This window comes from Pseudoalteromonas prydzensis, from assembly GCF_011050055.1.
Lineage (GTDB): Bacteria > Pseudomonadota > Gammaproteobacteria > Enterobacterales > Alteromonadaceae > Pseudoalteromonas > Pseudoalteromonas prydzensis_A.
This window is the reverse complement of record NZ_DRGM01000184.1, coordinates 1-18,117: the sequence shown is the minus strand read 5'-3', so window position 1 is coordinate 18,117 and position 18,117 is coordinate 1. Positions and strand designations below refer to the sequence as shown.

Sequence of the window (18,117 nt, the reverse complement as noted above, 5' to 3'; positions counted from 1 at the left end):
GGCTTATTTTATAGATTAATGACGATACTGTACGCAGATCTGCACCGTTTCTGGGACGAGAAATACACCTGAAATTGCCTTTAAATCAGTATGCTGCCCTGCTGGTAGAGAGAATTTAAATTGATGCGCCAATTGCGCAAAAAGTGTATGAATAATATATTTACCTAAATGCTCGCCTAAACAACGACGTTGCCCTAATCCAAATGGAAACGACTTACCTAATTGCTTTTTGCTAAGCTCACCATTGTCATCTAAAAATCGTTCAGGCATAAAAGCATCGGGGTCTTGCCATAGCGTTTCATCACGCGTCAAACTATAATTGTTAATCACTAAGGGCGTACCAGCTGCAATAAAATAACCATCTAACATGGTGTCTTTGCTGGTCGCATAGTTAGCCGCTGGCATTGAAGTAATTGAGCAATGCCTTAGTACTTCAGCAATAAAAGCTTGCGTATAAGGCAGCTGATTTTTATGACAATTTAATGGGACTTGCTGGCGCCCTACGACACGATCGAGCTCTGCATGCACTCGCGCCTGATAACGTGGAAAAGCCGCAAGGTACAATAGCGCCCAGCGCATCGCAAAAGCTCCTACACCTCCTCCTGCACCTGCTACTTGCGTCAAAGAGCCCACCACAACTTCTTTTTCGCCAATCGCTAGTTTCGCCTTTACTTCCTCATCAATATCGTTATTGGCGGCTAATAAATAATCGCATAAGTCTCGATATTCACCCGCAACATAACTCTCATTACGCTGCGCGACATTATGTGAAACATATTGATCTAAGCCATTTAAATTACTAGTGAATTTATCAATTGCATCACCATATTGGGCAATATACGCGGGCTGTTCAGATACTGGCATTAACTCGCAGCGCGTACTATTTATAAAGCCGTTTGGTAACCAACTTAAACTTTTTTCATCAAAAATACTTTTTTCAAATTCTCCAAACCGTTGATCAAACATTACTTTATGTAAAAAACTTGCTAATTTCAGCGATACTTCTCGATTAGGGTCAATCACCGTACCAGCTTGCTCCCGCCACACAGCAACTATATCGTCAATCTCAGTGGTCATCCATTGCTCGATTTGCTGCCAACGCTCTGCAAAATAGTCACGCATAGCAGCGGCAAACACGCGACGATGTAATTGCCATTGCTCACCCGCTTCTAATTCAAGAAAATGCTTTTGTGGTGCAATTTGCAAAATATTGAAATCGGCACGTGCATTAAAGACATCATTTTGATCCACTAACGCTTCTTTAATATAACGATAACCATTTAATATCAGCAAGCGTCCTTTAGCTGTGTCTATGGCATAGATATCGCCATATTTTTTCGACAGTGACTCTATAATAAGATGAAAATCTTCTCCCCACATAAACCTTTGGCCGTCATCACTGGTTAGGCTAAAACTAGGAATTTCATGGCTTAACTCATTTATGTCAAAAGGGGTTTGTTGCTCAAGCACAACATTATCGGCGTGTTTCATAATTAAATTCCACTCACTAAAGTTGATAGTTCTGGTTGTTGGTTAAGTTGCTCTGCTTGGATAAACCAGCGGCAGGGGAACTTTTCGGTTATTTCGAAAATAATTTTGCCCTGCGAGTACACAAAATAAGTGCGATACAGTAATAATTCATCAGGCTCAATAACGAAGTGTTTAGCGGTTGTTGCTGCACGTTCAAAACCCCAGTGCTTTAAGGTTTTATAAGTTTCAATTTGAAACTTTTCCCACGCTTTGCCAATTGGCATACGAGTTTCTAGCAACGCTTGAGAAAAATCAGCTGCCATGTTGTGGTGATAAACTAAAGAGTCTGCGTACAGATAAGGCAATCCAGTCAAGGCACCATTTAAGGTAATAATGCGTCGCTGAGCACCTTTACCAATACATTGTGGTAAGTCACTTTCAGCTAATTTTTCTAACTTTAATGGTTCACCAACAATACTTTCTATAAGTTGTGTTACCGTACCATCTGTCCCTAAAATTATTTTTTGCAGATAGCTCAATTTACTAAGATTATAACTATCCGGATCTAAATCTCGGGCGCGGTTATAGAGATGTTTTTTAGATAAGTTGATCATGAGCTTGCTCCTAACGACTCAGCCCGCGCAAGCCATCAGCCCGCAGTCGTGCCAATAGTTTTTGTGTCAACAATGCCAATTCGAAATGAATAATGCGCGGCCACGAACTGATATTAGGAAAACTCAATAAAAACTCTCTGGCAGTGTGTGTCATTTCATTAGGGCCAGCCAAGCGATACTGAATAGCAAACTGCGGGTTATGCAACAGCTTAACTCTAAGTAACGGATCTTTGAATAAACTCGGAATGGTCGGCATACAGCCCACTAATTTAGCCATTGAATCCATGTAATGGCAGTAATTTACCAATGAGGCCACATGGGGGGTAATTTTATATTCAGTTTGCCAATGTTTCGCATCGTGTTTGATAATATCCAGCATTTCTGATTTACCAGGTAACTGCTGCAAGCCACTTGCTAATTGCGATAAGTAGCGACATTGCATTTCAGCAATTACTGGAATACCTCCTTGCTGAGGCCTAACAAAACCAATAAAAGCAAGACTATGGCCTTGTTCAGGAATGATCATTTGCTTATACAAATCACGCATATTCGTGATTGTATTTGTTAAAAACGGAAAGTTCAGTTGATAGCCAGTACAAAAAACCACCGCATCGATACTCTCTTTTGTTCCGTCTTTAAACACCACCGCATCTTTTTCAAAGCGTTCAATTCCCCCAATATTGGGGATTACCTTACCTTCTGCTATCGGTTTAAACAGACGCTCATTCTTAGTAACCGCTTGATGATGAGAGGGGCCCGACTTTTTCAACCACTCCCCTCGGATCCGTACATGATCATTGCGGCTGTTCACATACTTATTGAAAATATGCTTGGTAATCCCACCGTGATAATGATGTGGTAATTTATTTACTATTCGCGAAGTTAACCAAGAAGTGTCAATAGTAAAATAAGGATCTTCTTGAAACGCCATATAGCGTGGCGCAACAGCATGATAACGCCGCAAAGACAAGACACAACGACTCGCCACTTGCGAGATCTCAGCAGTAATATCTGCAGAGCTTTCGCCTAACCCAACACAGAGTACCCGCTTGTTGGTAAACGCCGCTTTATCACGATAATCATGAGAGTGCAGTATTTCACCTTGAAACTCAGTTAAACCTGGCAGCTCAGGCATTTTGGGCTGTTGAAAATGACCTGAACAAACCGCTACCATATCAACAACTTGCTGCTGTTCACCCTCGTCATTGCGGTAACTGACTTGCCATTGCTCTGCCACTTTTTCCAACTTCATAACGGTATGACCGTAGCGAATATACTGTGCCAAAGCAAAGCGTTTTATATACTCACCCAAATATTCAATATATTCTTTTTTTGACCAAAATTTGAGCTTTTGATGGCTGGGTAAAAAGTCAGAATAAGCCATAAAGTAATTGGAAATAGTCAAATGTAAATCATCATAAATTTTCTTATCAGCAAACACTCCACCAAAACTCTCTGCTTTTTCAAAACAAATAACCTGATGACCGTCATCCGTTAATTGTTTTATCGCTGCAATACCCGATAAACCGGCTCCAATGACCGCTATTGTTTTTTTCATTATTCACTCCTTAATAAGTGGCTTTCAGTCTGTTAGGCTGTTATTGAATGAGGTTGTAAATGTGCTGGGTGAGAAGTGCTTAAACAGCGTCGCGATAATTTACCATTACGGTTCTTTGGCAACACCGGCCATAACGTTAGTTGCTCCGGCAACATATACTTGGGCAAACGTTTTGCACAGTGCATTTTTAGACTTAGCAGCGACAAGTGAGTGCCTTTTTTACAGGCGATATGAGCATGCAGCCGCTGTCCTTGATCTAACAACACGACGCACTCTGTGATCTGTTGATGACTGTAAATGGCTCTTTCAACTTCGGCTAAATGTACTCGGTAACCTTTTACTTTCACCATATGGTCTTCACGACCCACATACATTAGCTCTCCTTGCTCATTTAAGTAGCCAATATCACCGGTGTTGTAGCGATCCGTGCCATTTGGCTCCATGCCCCAATACCCACTAAACACTGTTGGCCCTACGACAGTAATAAAACCATGTTGATTAACGGCAACTTGCTCACCGTGCTGATCACATATGGTTATATTAGCGCCACTAGCAGAATGACCAATCGGCAATAACTCTGGTAACTGCGATGGCAGTTTATAAAAACTACACACGTTTGTTTCAGTTGGACCATAAAAGTTATATAAGCGCGCCGCGGCAAAAGCCTCTCGCAGCTGAGCTAATGCTTTCATCTCATAAGCTTCACCGGCAAAAATAAGCGTATGTAACTGCGGACACTGAATCGCTAAATCGGGCGCCGCTTTAAGCATAAGCTGTAAAGCGCTAGGCACTGAATACCAAATCGTAATTGCGTGTTTACTAATAAACTCAATCAGCTTGTTGGGCACATAGCTGGTCATTTCATCAAGCAAATGAACACTGCCCCCCACTCCCAATGCGCCATAAATATCCAGCACCGATAAATCAAAGTGCCAAGGCGCATGGTTAGCAAAGCGGTCTTTCGTAGTGGCCGATAACTCGTCAATACTCCAGTTAATAAATGCCAATGCATTGTGATGCGTTATTTTTACTCCTTTCGGCGTACCAGTGGAACCTGAGGTGTAAAGTATATATGCCAGCTCATCTGGGTGAACGGTTTGCGTTTCTAATTGTGCTGAGCACTGTTGAATGTCTTGCCATGTCAATACCTTATGAAGCCCTGAACCGGCGTTCTGTGATTCATTAACGGGAAGTTCATCAACAAGAATAAATGCACAATCCACAGGCTGTTGCTGACAATAATGCGAAAATTTATCTGCACTGGTAACAATTGCTTTAAGTTGGCAATCTTCTCTAATGACTTCAACTCTTAGGCGCGGATTCATCGGATCAATGGGTACATACACTGCGCCTATTCGTGTTACTGCTAACATTGCAGCCAGCGCTCGACAAGACTTATCAACCCATAAGCCAACGCGGTCCCCGCGTTGCACATGCAAATCACTTAAACAGCGGCTAACTTTACCTATTGCTATATGTAACTGTGCGTAGCTGTAATCATACTTACCATCACTTACCGCCAAACGATCAGGGTTTGCAACACTGAGTCCACGCTGAAATACGTCACTTAAAATATTCATAACAGTCCCAACCGATTACAGATCAATTCTCTTTGAATATCAGAAGTACCCGAGAACAACACAGCCCCAAGAGCGTCGCGTATGCTGCTATCTACAGCGCTTTCTTGTAAGTAACCCATTGCGCCATGAATACGAATAGCATCAATACCCGATTGCACAAAGGCTTCACTAATGGCTAGTTTGCTTGATGCCACGGCTTTGGTGTTGTCAACATCTTGAGACTTTTGCCAAGCTGCAAAATAAAGTAACAAACGAGCACTTTGTAAGCGCACTTCCATATCGGCAATACGATGTGCAACCGCTTGAAACTTGCTAATGGTTTTGCCACCTTGTTTGCGTGTATTAGCAAATTCAATACAGCGGGTAAGATCGCGTTGCATAACTCCAACAAATAATGCAAATAAACAACAGCGCTCCCAATCCATAGAAGCTGCAAAAATCCGTGCCCCTTGCCCTTCAGCACCTAGTACATAATCTTTATGTACTTTCACATCATCAAAAAAAACCTGATTCAATTGTGCCGAGTTAAGGCCCAGTTTTTTATAACTTTTGCCAACCTCTATGCCAGCTAAATCAGCAGGTATAACAAAAGCCGTTTGACCTAAATAGCCAAACTTTTCGTTGCTGGTCGCATATGTCACAAAGTAATCGGCCACAGCACCATTAGTCACATAAGACTTAGCACCGCGAATAATGTAGTAGTCCCCTTCGCGGGTTGCTTTGGTAGCAAGTTTAGCGATATCAGAGCCGGCCTCCGCTTCGGAAATCGCATTCGCAGCAATTTTTTGGCCTTGCGTTAATGCCGGTAGCAGTTCGGTTTTTAATCGCTCACTACCGTGTTCATAAATTGGCATTACACACGCAAAGGTATGAGCAGCCCCTGCAAAGAGAATTCCTGTGTCTGCGCATCCTTGCCCAAGCCCTTCAACAATTTTAACCGTTGTCAAAATATCAAAACCCGAGCCAACTGGTGAGTAACGACTATCGACTGGCAAGCCAAATAAACCAAAATCTCCAAGCGCTTGCCAAAGTTGCTGTGGAAACTCACCGCTCGCAACGGCTGGGCAATCTAAATTTTTCGCAAAACTTAAGGCATGCTCATAGAGCTCAAGTTGTGCATCTGTCCATTCAAAATTCATGCTCATCTCCTTAGTAAAGAACACAGCTAAAACATGTTCTTATCCGGCCATTTGTTTGCGATCGTATTCAGCAATTGCATTTCTGAAAATAGTGGGGGCCTTCCAGCCTTCGCAATCAAAGCAGCAGCCTCCGAGCAGGCGGATCACTTCATCGCGTAGATCAGGGTTTTGCATCTGGTAACCAAAGAAAATCGGATAAATCCAAAAATAGCGAATAAGATCAGCGGCTATTTGTTGACCACCATTACTCCAGTCGCGATATGCGTAAAACGGCGTTTGCCAATCTTGGCTGTTAATCGCTTGCTCTATTGCCGTTGCTGCCTGCATTCCTTCTTTCATCGCGAACGACACACCATAGGAGAAAATAGGATCTAAAAAGCGATGCGCATCACCAATGCATAACCACCCATCGCCAACAAAAGGCTCAATACGATAAGAAAAGTCAGCCATGGATTGAGGTTCAGTAATGCGTTCCGCATTTTTGAAGCGCCGCTTTAACTCTGGGCTAATATGTTCCATCCCCCAAGCAATAGCCTCATCAGGATTTTTACATTCTTGATAATAAAGGTCTTTGGGGATCACAATGCCTAAACTATCGGTGTCTGCAGAGATCGGGATGATCCAAGACCAGTGATACTGCTTAGAATAAAGGATCGTAGTATTGGTTGAAAAAGGCGGTAAATCACGTTCAACACCTTGATAGTGAGCAAAAGAAGCTATTTGTTGCGAGAAAAATTCAATTTGTCTTTTACCCGCAATGCCTTTACGTGATAAAAAGGTACTTTGTCCGCTTGCATCAACCAGCACTTTAGAACGTACTTGGTGCTCAATATCATTAGCCTTATAAATAGCGCCAACCACTTTCCCTTGATCTTGAATGACGTCTTTCACCAAGCCAATTTGATACTCAACCCCATGCTCAACAGCACGGCGCTTGATCATCGAGTCAAAATCACTGCGACGTACTTGCCAAGTAGGCGCCAAAATAGGAATAAAAAACTCATTATTGGATAACGAGCCAATGACATTTACACCTGGTTTATCAGGAAAACCTGCGGCGTTCATTTCATCAGCTAAGCCTAAGTCACGAATAATTTGACCCGCATTACCAGTTAAAGACTCTCCAATGTGAAAGCGCGGAAATTCTTCTTTTTCGATACACAGTACCGACATGCCTTTTTTTCGACATTCGATACCACATAAACTTCCCGCAGGACCACTGCCAATGATCACCACATCATAATGTTTAAAGCCTTCCATTACATTACTCCTCTTGTTAAGAAGTCTTCAACCACCCAAACAAATTCTTCGGGTCTTTCTGATGCTGAAAAATGGCCACAGCGAGATAATCGCACCACCTCTGCATTAGGCAGTTTTTCAGCCGCTTTTTCACTCCACTGCGGGGGAATGATCTGATCGTGCTCACCGGCAATAAATAAAGTCGGTACGTTGACACCATCAAAAGTTGTTGCCATGGCTTGACGCGCGTATTGATCTAAAAATGAATGATAAGCTGGGCGTGATAACACATCGTTTAGCAAATCTTCTAATGCTGGAGTCATTTTGGGAGGATGATAATAAGCAGCTGCTAAAAATTGCTCTGGTGCAGAAGACATCTTTTGTAGATCTGCCCACCAGCTATCAACATCTTCAACCAAGCCAAAGCCGCTACACACTAAAGCGATAACTTTTTCTGGGAAACGCCGCGCAATTTCAGTGGCGATCATACTGCCTGCTGAGTTAGCAACTAACACCCATTCTTGCTCTTCAAGGGTTGCTAAATATTGCAGCGTAAACTCAACATGATCGATATAAGATGGTGACTCATTAGCACTTTGACTTAACCCAAAACCGGCCAAATCGAGCGCCACAGCATTATGACGGCCCTGTACAGAACGTAGCGTAGATGACCAAGATGTTGACGGATTACCCAGTGCCGGCAATAAAATCCATAAAGGTTCTTTGTCTTTTCCTTTAACCCTTAAGGTATGCTGTTTAAAACCACTGCCGGCATCGACTAACTCACGTTGAATGCCATAGCTTTGTTGTAAACTCACTAAGCGTTCTAATTCTGATACTGTTTGCTGTGCTTGTTGATGTTTCATTGTCGAGAGGTTGTTGATCAATACCGACAATGTAGCAACATTTTCAAAGTGTACTGGGTTAATATCGTGCTCTGGTACTTTCGCACCGTAGCGCTGATCAACGTGGGCAAGTAACCGCACCATCGACAAAGAGTTAAGAATACCTAATTCTAACAGCGGCGTGTGCTGATCTAAATCTGGCGCAGCGCCGTCTAATAGGTCGTGGTTAATATAATCGATAAGTTCATTAATCATCGTCATTTCCTTTAAATAATAGTCACTTACAAACAGCTGAAAAGTAACAGCATGCTTAGTATCGATGACTTTTAATATTGACTGTTCATCTCCTTCCACCCTACGCCCATTAACATTTTTTAAACATAGTTCCTGTGGACTATGGCTTTGGTCCATTAGGACTATAGGAAAAGTAATACAAAAAATTTACATTAAATAAAACCTACGACACTCGGAGTGAGGATGATGAATAGTAGCCTTAACCAACTTGTACAGCCTGTAGAGAGGAAGAACACGCCTGAATTAGAGCCTATTTATCAGAGTATCGAAGATAACTTAGGCTTTATTCCTAATGGGATGTTAACAATGGCAAAAAACCCCATGTTAGCCAGTGCCTTTGGACAACTGTTTGCCTGTTTAAACCAGTTAAAACACATAGAGACAGAGTTAAAATGGGCGATTGCCACCATTAGTAGTAATGCTGCTGGCTGCCAATATTGTCAGGGGCATTTTTCACATATCGCCAGCCGCGTAAATGTAAACCGAGCAAAAGTACTTGCCGCATTTGAATTTGCAACCAGTGATTGGTACAGCGAAGCTGAAAAAGCCGCGTTACGTTTTGCATTTGCAACGAGTACTTCACCAGCACACCTTGAGCAACAACACTACGACGAGTTAGGCGTTTACTTTACAGAACCTGCGGTTATTGAAATTGCAGCGATTATCGCCATTTGTGGTTTTTTAAATCGATGGAATACCGCCATGGATAGTCAATTAGAAACCGATCCCGCAGCCATTTTAGAAGAAATTAATCACTTAACTCAGTTTGCCTAAGTAAAGGAGACAACCATGCCAAAAATCACATTTATTCAGCCTGATGGTGAGCATATTGAAGTGCATACCACAGAGGGAGCTTCGCTGATGCAAGCAGCGATTGAAAATTTAGTTACAGGAATTGAAGGTGAATGTGGTGGCTCAGGGAGCTGTGCGACTTGCCACTGTTATCTTTCCGATGAATGGCAAGACAAAGTATCAAAACCCGACAACAATGAAGGTCAAATGCTTGAAATGGTCATAGAGCCAAACGAGTTTAGCCGTTTGAGTTGTCAAATAAAACTCAATAGTTCACATCATGGCCTTGTTGTTAAGCTCCCAGAATCACAATATTAGGAGCCTGCAATGGCACGATGTATCATTATTGGCGGTGGTCACGCAGCAGCCGAGGCCGCTTTTAATTTAAGAAAAAATGGCTGGCAAGGTGAAATCATACTCTTTTCAGCTGAGCAGAGCTTACCTTATCACCGCCCACCTTTATCAAAGCAATATCTGAGCGGCAAAATCGTTGCGCAACAATTACAGATAAAGCCACAAGCAGCCTATGACAAAGCACATATTGACCTACAATTAGGCTGTAAAGTAAAAACAATCTCTCCCACACTTAAGTCTATAGAATGTCTCAATGGCGATGTTTGGCAATACGATAAATTACTACTGTGCACTGGCAGCCAAGTTAGAAAACTCACTATACCTGGGAGTGATTTAAGTCAGGTTTTTTATATTAAAACCATAGGTGATATTGAACGTATTGCTGAGCAGTTGCAAAACCAGCGCAGCAAAAAAGTGGTCATGATTGGCGGTGGCTATATTGGCTTAGAAACGGCCGCAGTGCTGCGTACTTTAGCCCATCAGGTGACCATTATTGAACAAAACCCACGTATTTTAGAGCGCGTTGCTGCCCCACCGCTTGCTAATTTTATTAGCCAACTTCATCAACAGCGTGGTGTTAATATTGTTACTAACACACAGATAACCGCTTTATCTGGCAGTAACAAGGTGGAACACGTCCATTGTAGCAATGGCCAGCAATTTGCCGCTGATTTAGTCATTGTTGGCATTGGTGCAACCGCCAATGTGCAATTAGCGTATGATGCGGGATTATTGGTAGAACAAGGCGGTATTGTGGTTGATCAACACTGTCAAACCACCGATCCTAACATTTTCGCAGCTGGCGACTGTACTCTGGCAATTGAACCATTTAGTGGTCATGCAACACGTATTGAATCGGTACCTAATGCTATTTCGCAAGCTAAAATAGCGGCTGCGGTGATCTGCGCTGTTCCCCCTCCAAAACCTCCCGTTCCTTGGTTTTGGTCTGATCAATACGATTGTAAAATTCAGCTTGCTGGGCTCAACTTTGGTTATGATGAGCTCATAGTTGAGCATAACCAAGATAAGCAATTAACTGTTTGGTATTACAAAGAGCAACAATTAATTGCCGCTGATTGTGTTAATAATGTCAAAAACTTTATGCGAGCAAAAAAAATACTAGCACAACCTGCAATCATCAAAGCGACCTCCCAGCCACAGTAAATAACGCCCCTCAAAGTACTTAAAAAGCACCGTCTGAGGTGCTTTTTTATTAGTTTACACGGTTACTGTATCACTTGTTGCTAATTGGCTATGACTATGGGGTTTAGCAAAACCAAAGTCTTCAAGGATGACATATAAACAGGGTAATACAATTAAAACCAAGCAAGTCGACATGGCAATACCAAATACAATGCTGGTGGCTAATGGGATCAAGATTTGCGCTTGTAAACTGGTTTCAAAAAGTAACGGTGTCATTCCTGCAATCGTGGTTGCCGAGGTTAAAATAACCGCTCTAAAGCGATCTTGGCTGGCTTGTATTGCTGCATCTTGAACTGACATTCCTGATTTAACGCGCTTTTTAACAAACTGCACTAACAATATTGAGTCATTAACCACAATCCCCGCTAAAGAAATAAACCCCATCAACGAAGGCATAGAAAAATTAATGCCCATTATAAAATGGCCCATCACCACACCAATTAATGCAAATGGAATGGATACCATGACGATCAACGGTTCAATATAACTGTGAAATTGCAGTGCTAATAATAAGAAAATACCAATCATGCCCAACATCATTGCACGACGCATAGAGTTTTGCGTGATCGCGGCATTTTTTACTTCACCTTCAATGGTATAATGCAAATTAGGGTAACGCTCAGCAAATTCTAATAACCAGCTTTTTTGCAAGTCTCCCACCACAGCTGCGGCTGTTGTGAGCTGGCTATCGACATCAGCATAAACAGAAACACTATTATAATTATCAACTCGGTTAATTACCGCATAGCCACGGCTCTCTTCAATATCAACCAGTGCCGCTAATGGAATGGCAATCTTAGACTGTGGATGTATAATGGCAAAGTCATCAAAATCACTATATTCATCAATGCTTAACGTATCTAGCTTTATTGTCACCTCATAATCTTCAAGGCCAACATGAGTCTGCATTAATTTCATACCTTGAAAAGCAGGCCTTAATTGTTCAGCAATTACCGCAGCATTAATACCTAAAGCCGCAGTACCTGGCTTAAGCCTGAGCTGATATTCAGGTTTTCCTGGACGCATATTATCAGCAATATTTTGCACCCCTTGATAACCTTGTAACCAGGTTTTTAATTCAAATGCAGCCATACCAAGTTCAGCTTTATCATCACCGAGTAAGCGCACATCAATAGCCCGACCTTGTGGCCCTAGTTTCGGCTCTTTGATAGTAAAAGCCAATGCATCGGGTAACGGGCCTAATTCCTTTCGCCACTGTTCTGAAAATGTTTGAATAGCAGTATGGCGTAGCTCTGCACTGAGTAAGTCAATGGAGATATAGGCTAAATTAGCCCCTTGGTCTTGATAATCGGGATTTTCGCCATACACAACCGTAACGGCTTGCACTAAATCTTGCTCTTCAACATCCGCAAACGATGCTGCAGTGCGCGCTAGTGCCTGTTCAATCTGCTGCATTAGTTGTTGAGTTTTTTCAAACGGTGTCCCATTTGGCAACAGGAGTCGGCCTTGCACTACATCACCATCAATATCGGGAAATGCGGTAAACTTTAATACCCCCGACGCCAGCATCGCAATACAAAAAAGCAGTAACCCGAGCACACTACCTAGCACTAGATATCGGTATTTTATAAGTTGCTGGTTGACTATTAAGATACCATTTTGAGAGCGCTTAAACTGAGTTTCAAACTGGGTTTTAATTTGCCCCAAGAAGCTCGTTACTTTAGCTGATTTCGAGTGCTTACTAAGCGCGTGATGTAAATGATTGGGTAAAATAAAAAATGCTTCAATTAATGACACGGTAATAACCGAGATCAGCACAATAGGGATCACTTTCAAAATTTGCCCTAAATTACCTTCAATAAAGATCAGCCCAACAAAAATACACAAGGTCGTTATAAACGACGACACCACCCCAGGCAGTACTTCTTTCGTACCGGCAATCACCGCTGCTGCGGGCGCTAAGCCTTGATCAACTTTGCTGCCAATCGACTCAGCAATAACAATTGCATCATCCATTAAAATACCGAGCGCCAATAACAACGCCACCATTGAGAGCATATTAATCGACACCCCAAAATGCAGCATTAAAAAGAAACTCGCCAGAAAAGAAACCGGCAAGCCCATCACGACCCAAAATGCATATTTCAATGAAAAAAATAGCCACATAACCGCAAACACTAATAATAATCCCTGCCAAGCATTGCTGATCAATAGGGCAATACGATCTTTAACAATACTGGTGTTGTTATTGGTCAGCGTGACGGTTACCGTATTAGGTAATGTTTGTTGGAATTCAGCGAGCATTTGCTCGACTGCCGCTAATACTCGCAAGCTATCATCTTGAGAGTTCTTTTTAATCGTTAACACACTTGCCGGCTGATCGTTATAAAAAATTTGCTTTTCGATACGTTCAAATGTGTCTTGTACTTGCGCAAGATCACCAAGTCGCACATCATTACCCTGCTCTCCCGATGCCACCACAATATCGGCTAACGTATTAACTGTTTTACGCTCTTCCATTAAGCGGATTTGTGTATCTGCTTGAGCAGTTTCCAATGTTCCTAACGGTAGTTCAATATTTTGCTGTGTTAATGCTTGCCCTAAATCAGCTAGACTCAATCCATATTGACGGAGTGTTTGCTGCGACGCGGTCACTCTAAGCTGATGTGCAGAAAAGTCGTTAATTTCAACAATGGGTATTTCTGGTGATCTTAGTAATTGTCTTTTAAAACGCTCTGCTAATGCCTTTAATTCAACCCGACTTAGGGGGGCTGCAATTGCAACACTAACGACATCTTGTGTACGGTCTTTTTCTGTAATATGCCACTGCTCAATTTGACTTGGAAAATCATCAATCGCATCCACAGCACTTTTAACATCATCAGTAAAACGTGCAAAGTGACCTTGCTCAGCCATTTTCACCGTCATATGGCCCATGTTTTGCCGTGCAACACAGCGCTTTTCAGCTAAAAAACTAATACCATCAAGGGCTTTTTCAAGGGTTAAACAGATTTTCTGCTCAACATTCTCTGCCGATGCACCTGGATAAGGCACCATAATATCAACTTCGTAGCTATTAATTTGCGGTAGGGTTTCTCGTTTTAATTGCGGTAAACTAACAACCCCAACGGCGATTAATAGCAGCATTAAAATATTAGCTGCGGTGGGATGTTTAGCAAAAAAACGGATCATCATCTACCTCCTTTGTAGATTACCTAGCTCTGTGTAGGACTTTGCTCAAGCTGCAATAACATCCCTTCAACAATGGGGAATAAGTCAGTAGTAATTAGCCTTTGTTGGTTCATCGCGGTCACCTTGAAGAGATATGCATGCTCCTGTTTAAGCGCGTTACCGACCGCTAATTTCAATAGGTGATTGTTTTCATCGGCAAACAAAGCAAAGCCATTGCGTACTAAATGCCGTGGGATGGCAATAAATTCTTGGGCTTTTGCTGATAAACGCACTTTTGCCCGCATTCCAGTGAGTAAAGGCAAGCGTTCACCTGGCTCAATGTGTTGATAACTGTTTGCGACACTCACTACCACGCCAATGGTTTGACTGCGCGGATCAAGCGCATCACTAAAGCGCTCAATGCGGCCCTGCCATATTTGTCCGTCATTGCCTAATAACGATACATCTGCACTGAGTATCTGCTCACTTAAGTAGCTCTGCATGCCTTGTGATGACAAGGTAGCAACGTTTGGCGGCGTAGCAAAAAAACCGCTAAATTCATGAAATGCTTGATAGCTAAATTGTGCATTAATAAGTACTTTGGCAATGTCACTAGCGACAAATAATGGCGTGCCCTGAGTAACAAATTGTCCTTGCTCAACATGCACTTGTTGAATACGTCCCGTAAATGGTAAGCGCACTTCAGCTCTTGCAATAGCCAGTTCACTTTGCGTTAAATCAGCTTCAACTTGTTTTATCGATGCTTCTAGGGCTGATATTTCTAGTGGAAATAAGCTCTTTTTATTTTCCAATTGTTGTAACTCTTGCTTATTAATAAGCAAGGCTTGCTGTGCATTATCTAACTGTGCCGTTGCAACCGTCGACTGTTGAAATAAGCGCTCTATTCTTGCGAATTCCGATTCTGCGATAGCCAATTTATGCTGACTTAACTCAATATCAAGCTGTGTGTTTTTTAACTCTATTTGCTTTGCGGCCAGTGCCAACTTTGCACTCGCTACAGCAGCTTGTGCTTGAGCTTGGCGTAACCGTGCATCACTATCATCAAGCTTTAGCAGTAAGGTGTTTTTGCTAAATAACTCACCTTTTTTTAAGGCAGGGTGAACGTAAACAACTTTTCCCGCCACCTCGGCAATACTTTTTAGTTGCACGTTTGCTTCAATATCACCAAAACCAACAATACTCGGTTGGATCATTTCAGGTTTAAGCACTTGATAGCTTGCTGGAAAACCCTGCTGCGACACAGCTTCATGTGCTAAAGATGGCAGTAATTTAATAATTAATACCACCATTAACACTGCCAACACGAGCAAAATAGGTAAATTGCGTTTTGCCTGAAAGTTCCAACCTATCATTACATTCTCCTCAATCCATTTAAGAAGCTGTGATATAAATGTTCTGCCCATTCAGAGCCTTGCACTGTTTCATCAGCTATTTGCCAAGCCTGGCGACGAATAGTTTTTAATACCAAAGGAGCAAGCATAAGGGAGACCAAATTAAACGCCGCTAACTTTGCAACTTGAGGGTCATCAATGCCTGTTTCTTTGGCAACTAAAGCAGGCAGAAACTGCGATACCCGAGCTGGAAACGCATCCATAAAGGCATAAGCAAGCGGCGTAGTTTTATGCAATACCTCTTCATGTAAAAGGTGCACTAAACCGGGTTGTGCCTGCATCACTTGATCAATAATCAAAATAAACTGTAGTAGTGGTTTTTCAGCCTGTTGTAAACGCTCAAATTGCCCTAGCTGGGCATCTGCTAATTGCTCAATTAATGCGACAAATAATGCCTCTTTGCCACCAAAATAATACTTAATCATTGCCGAGTTAATTTCAGCTTCTGCGGCGATATCGCGAATTGTAATTTGGCTATAAGATTTGCTGTTTAATAATGTTTGCGCAGCTAAAATTAATTTGTTCTTTTGTAGCGTCTGTTTTAATGGATCGACAGGACGACCTCTTTGTTTGTTTTCCATGCTATTTTCAAATTAAATTAATCACTTGATTAATTTAATAGATATCACTACTTTTTGTCAATCATTTGCTTGGTTTTTATACCAATCGTGTTAAGTTACTGACCATTTATAGCGACAGAAAAATACACTGATAACAAGGCAGAAATTTTGACATCTAGTTGTTCTACATGAAAAATTACTAACGCAGTTAGCGCTTTATTTAGCGCGCTAGAATGGTTAAATATTTAAGTCGATTGGTATTATTCAGTTAAGTAAAATATGTTTAGCTGCTTTGCATATACAGCTCATAGCAGGTAAAACCAACTTCAATGGCTATTAAGCAGAGTAAAAAACTAACCAACTGACCTACTTTGATCTTAGCACACACATAGGCACCTAATGGCGCACCAATTACCACAACCGGTATAGCCGCGAGTAAGTAACTTTCAATTTCTGGGGTGATTTGCTGTAAATACCAGGCATTGATGGCACTTCCCACCAACGAAGTAAAGGCCATAACAATAACCGACGTGGCCGTTGCCTTTTTAATATCGGCATTATAAGCAATAACCAATAAAGCAAATAGAGCAATATCGGCACCCGACCCTACCAAACCACTAAGAATACCGCCAACAAAAGCAACCAACATAAACCGTGGTAAAGCGGGTTTGATAAATTCACGGCTCGGCAGATGGTGCGCTTTGCGCCACCACCGTAGTAATAATGTTAAGGCAAAGCACAGTAGCAAAAAACTAAAAATAGACTTCACCACTAAGCGAGGAGAAAATGGTGCAATATAAAGTAAACTCAAAGCAACGCCCAATGCCGACATAGGCAATGCCATAAGAATAACATTTGTGTAAACGGGGATCCGCCGGCATATAATCGTAATTGTCGCAGCGGTCATACCAAAACTCTGGATCGCCAGAGAAAACACTTTGGCTGTACTAGGCTCAATACCAAGTACTTTGGTCATTACCGGAAACGCGACAGCACCGCCCCCCAACGCCGTTCCGCCGGCAACAAACGAACCAAGAGCCATAGTCAACGCAATATCCAGCTCCGCAATAATCTGATAAGCAGCCGACTGAAAACCCTGCAACCAAATAAGGCTCGCATACACTAGTAAAGTAAAATACAGCGGCCAACTATTTGGCCGAGCTAATCTATAAAGCATGTTTGCTCTCAACAACCCAACTTTAACACAATGCTAACATTGTTCTTTTTCTTATAAATAGTCTATTTGGACCATATTTGATCGCTATTGTTATATCGGCTTACATTCACCTAGTACTTTTGCAATACCAAACTCAGCAGCAAAGGGGCGTAAATCCACACCACCAGACATAGACGTCACAGCGGCAAACACCTGTTGATTATTGATAGCAACATTGAGTGCGCCAAAGCCGCCCATCGAAAGACCTGTGATCCCTCGCCTCATTTTAGACCGGTTGGTCGAATAGCTATTATCAATATCATTGACAACATCTTCTGCTATGTAAGTTTCATATTGGGAATCGTTAAGCACTGGCGAATTTAAATACCAAGTGCCGTAATTACCGTCAGGGTTTACAATAATCACATCGTACTGATCAGCTAATTGCGCTATCTTGGTTTTTTGACCGACAAAATTGCTGCTTTTAATTTCAAATGCTAAACCGTAGCCACTAAATACAAGGCTAAAAATGATTACAACGAGATGTTTCCATAACTTCACCATACATTATTTGCTAGGTGCTTTTTGACGAAATCTATCCGTGCAAAATTCGCCTTTTTTCCAAACTTTGGATAAAGCTCCAATATATCTAACCATTGAGTAAGAAATTCTTTATTTGATAGTGCTTTAGGTTTGTTTTCGCAGTATTCACGCTCGACTCTATATAACTCAGCCTTGATTGCCCGCATTTGTTTCCAGCAGATGTAGC

The 18,117-nt window shown here is 41.9% G+C and carries 15 protein-coding genes and 1 pseudogene; 3 read left to right on the top strand and 13 right to left on the bottom strand.

Annotated features, from left to right (window positions below; translation table 11 throughout):
- Positions 1–15 precede the first annotated feature (15 nt).
- Genes ENH88_RS18215 through ENH88_RS18185 form a run of 7 tightly spaced genes read right to left on the bottom strand, consistent with a single transcriptional unit; the run spans position 16 to position 8,700 of the window.
- A complete protein-coding gene (locus ENH88_RS18215; protein ID WP_304184427.1) occupies positions 16–1,491 on the bottom strand; it encodes a cytochrome P450 in 1,476 nt (491 codons plus the stop codon).
- A gap of 2 nt (positions 1,492–1,493) precedes the next feature.
- A complete protein-coding gene (locus tag ENH88_RS18210) occupies positions 1,494–2,084 on the bottom strand; it encodes a chorismate--pyruvate lyase family protein (protein ID WP_304184426.1) in 591 nt (196 codons plus the stop codon).
- A gap of 10 nt (positions 2,085–2,094) precedes the next feature.
- Positions 2,095–3,642, bottom strand: coding sequence for an NAD(P)-binding domain-containing protein (locus ENH88_RS18205; RefSeq protein WP_304184424.1), 1,548 nt, complete (start codon positions 3,640–3,642; stop codon positions 2,095–2,097).
- Positions 3,643–3,674: 32 nt separating this feature from the next.
- Positions 3,675–5,222 carry an amino acid adenylation domain-containing protein gene (locus tag ENH88_RS18200; protein WP_304184423.1) on the bottom strand — a complete coding sequence of 516 codons (1,548 nt, stop codon included), beginning with the start codon at positions 5,220–5,222 and terminating at the stop codon, positions 3,675–3,677.
- Positions 5,219–6,361: an acyl-CoA dehydrogenase family protein gene (locus ENH88_RS18195; protein WP_304184422.1), complete on the bottom strand. Its 1,143-nt coding sequence runs from the start codon at positions 6,359–6,361 to the stop codon at positions 5,219–5,221. The genes ENH88_RS18200 and ENH88_RS18195 overlap by 4 nt, the downstream gene beginning before the upstream one ends.
- Before the next feature lie 39 nt (positions 6,362–6,400).
- Complete coding sequence (locus tag ENH88_RS18190) at positions 6,401–7,621, bottom strand: NAD(P)/FAD-dependent oxidoreductase (RefSeq protein ID WP_304184421.1); 1,221 nt, start codon at positions 7,619–7,621, stop codon at positions 6,401–6,403.
- Positions 7,621–8,700: an alpha/beta fold hydrolase gene (locus ENH88_RS18185; protein ID WP_304184420.1), complete on the bottom strand. Its 1,080-nt coding sequence runs from the start codon at positions 8,698–8,700 to the stop codon at positions 7,621–7,623. The genes ENH88_RS18190 and ENH88_RS18185 overlap by 1 nt, the downstream gene beginning before the upstream one ends.
- Before the next feature lie 222 nt (positions 8,701–8,922).
- Between ENH88_RS18185 and ENH88_RS18180 the strand changes: the two genes are divergently transcribed.
- From ENH88_RS18180 to ENH88_RS18170, 3 genes are read left to right on the top strand one after another with little or no spacing between them, the layout of a single operon-like run.
- A complete protein-coding gene (locus ENH88_RS18180) occupies positions 8,923–9,513 on the top strand; it encodes a carboxymuconolactone decarboxylase family protein (protein WP_304184419.1) in 591 nt (196 codons plus the stop codon).
- Between the two features lie 15 nt (positions 9,514–9,528).
- Positions 9,529–9,849: a 2Fe-2S iron-sulfur cluster-binding protein gene (locus ENH88_RS18175; protein ID WP_304184418.1), complete on the top strand. Its 321-nt coding sequence runs from the start codon at positions 9,529–9,531 to the stop codon at positions 9,847–9,849.
- Positions 9,850–9,858: 9 nt separating this feature from the next.
- Positions 9,859–11,049 (top strand): NAD(P)/FAD-dependent oxidoreductase, encoded by a 1,191-nt coding sequence (locus tag ENH88_RS18170; RefSeq protein ID WP_304184416.1) that lies wholly within the window; start codon positions 9,859–9,861, stop codon positions 11,047–11,049.
- Positions 11,050–11,103: 54 nt separating this feature from the next.
- Here ENH88_RS18170 and ENH88_RS18165 read toward each other — a convergent pair whose 3' ends face one another.
- The 6 genes and pseudogenes from ENH88_RS18165 to ENH88_RS18140 all read right to left on the bottom strand — a co-directional run.
- Complete coding sequence (locus ENH88_RS18165) at positions 11,104–14,244, bottom strand: efflux RND transporter permease subunit (RefSeq protein ID WP_304184415.1); 3,141 nt, start codon at positions 14,242–14,244, stop codon at positions 11,104–11,106.
- Between the two features lie 20 nt (positions 14,245–14,264).
- Positions 14,265–15,593 carry an efflux RND transporter periplasmic adaptor subunit gene (locus ENH88_RS18160; protein ID WP_304184412.1) on the bottom strand — a complete coding sequence of 443 codons (1,329 nt, stop codon included), beginning with the start codon at positions 15,591–15,593 and terminating at the stop codon, positions 14,265–14,267.
- Complete coding sequence (locus tag ENH88_RS18155; protein ID WP_304184409.1) at positions 15,593–16,213, bottom strand: TetR/AcrR family transcriptional regulator; 621 nt, start codon at positions 16,211–16,213, stop codon at positions 15,593–15,595. Before ENH88_RS18155 ends, ENH88_RS18160 begins: the two co-directional genes overlap by 1 nt.
- A 262-nt stretch (positions 16,214–16,475) precedes the next feature.
- Positions 16,476–17,369, bottom strand: coding sequence for a sulfite exporter TauE/SafE family protein (locus ENH88_RS18150; RefSeq protein WP_304184406.1), 894 nt, complete (start codon positions 17,367–17,369; stop codon positions 16,476–16,478).
- A 90-nt stretch (positions 17,370–17,459) separates the two neighbouring features.
- On the bottom strand, positions 17,460–17,912 hold the full coding sequence (locus ENH88_RS18145; RefSeq protein ID WP_304184404.1) for an alpha/beta hydrolase: 453 nt from the start codon (positions 17,910–17,912) through the stop codon (positions 17,460–17,462).
- A pseudogene (locus ENH88_RS18140) lies at positions 17,906–18,117 on the bottom strand (hypothetical protein); the annotation flags it as partial. The gene ENH88_RS18145 and the pseudogene ENH88_RS18140, both read right to left, overlap by 7 nt.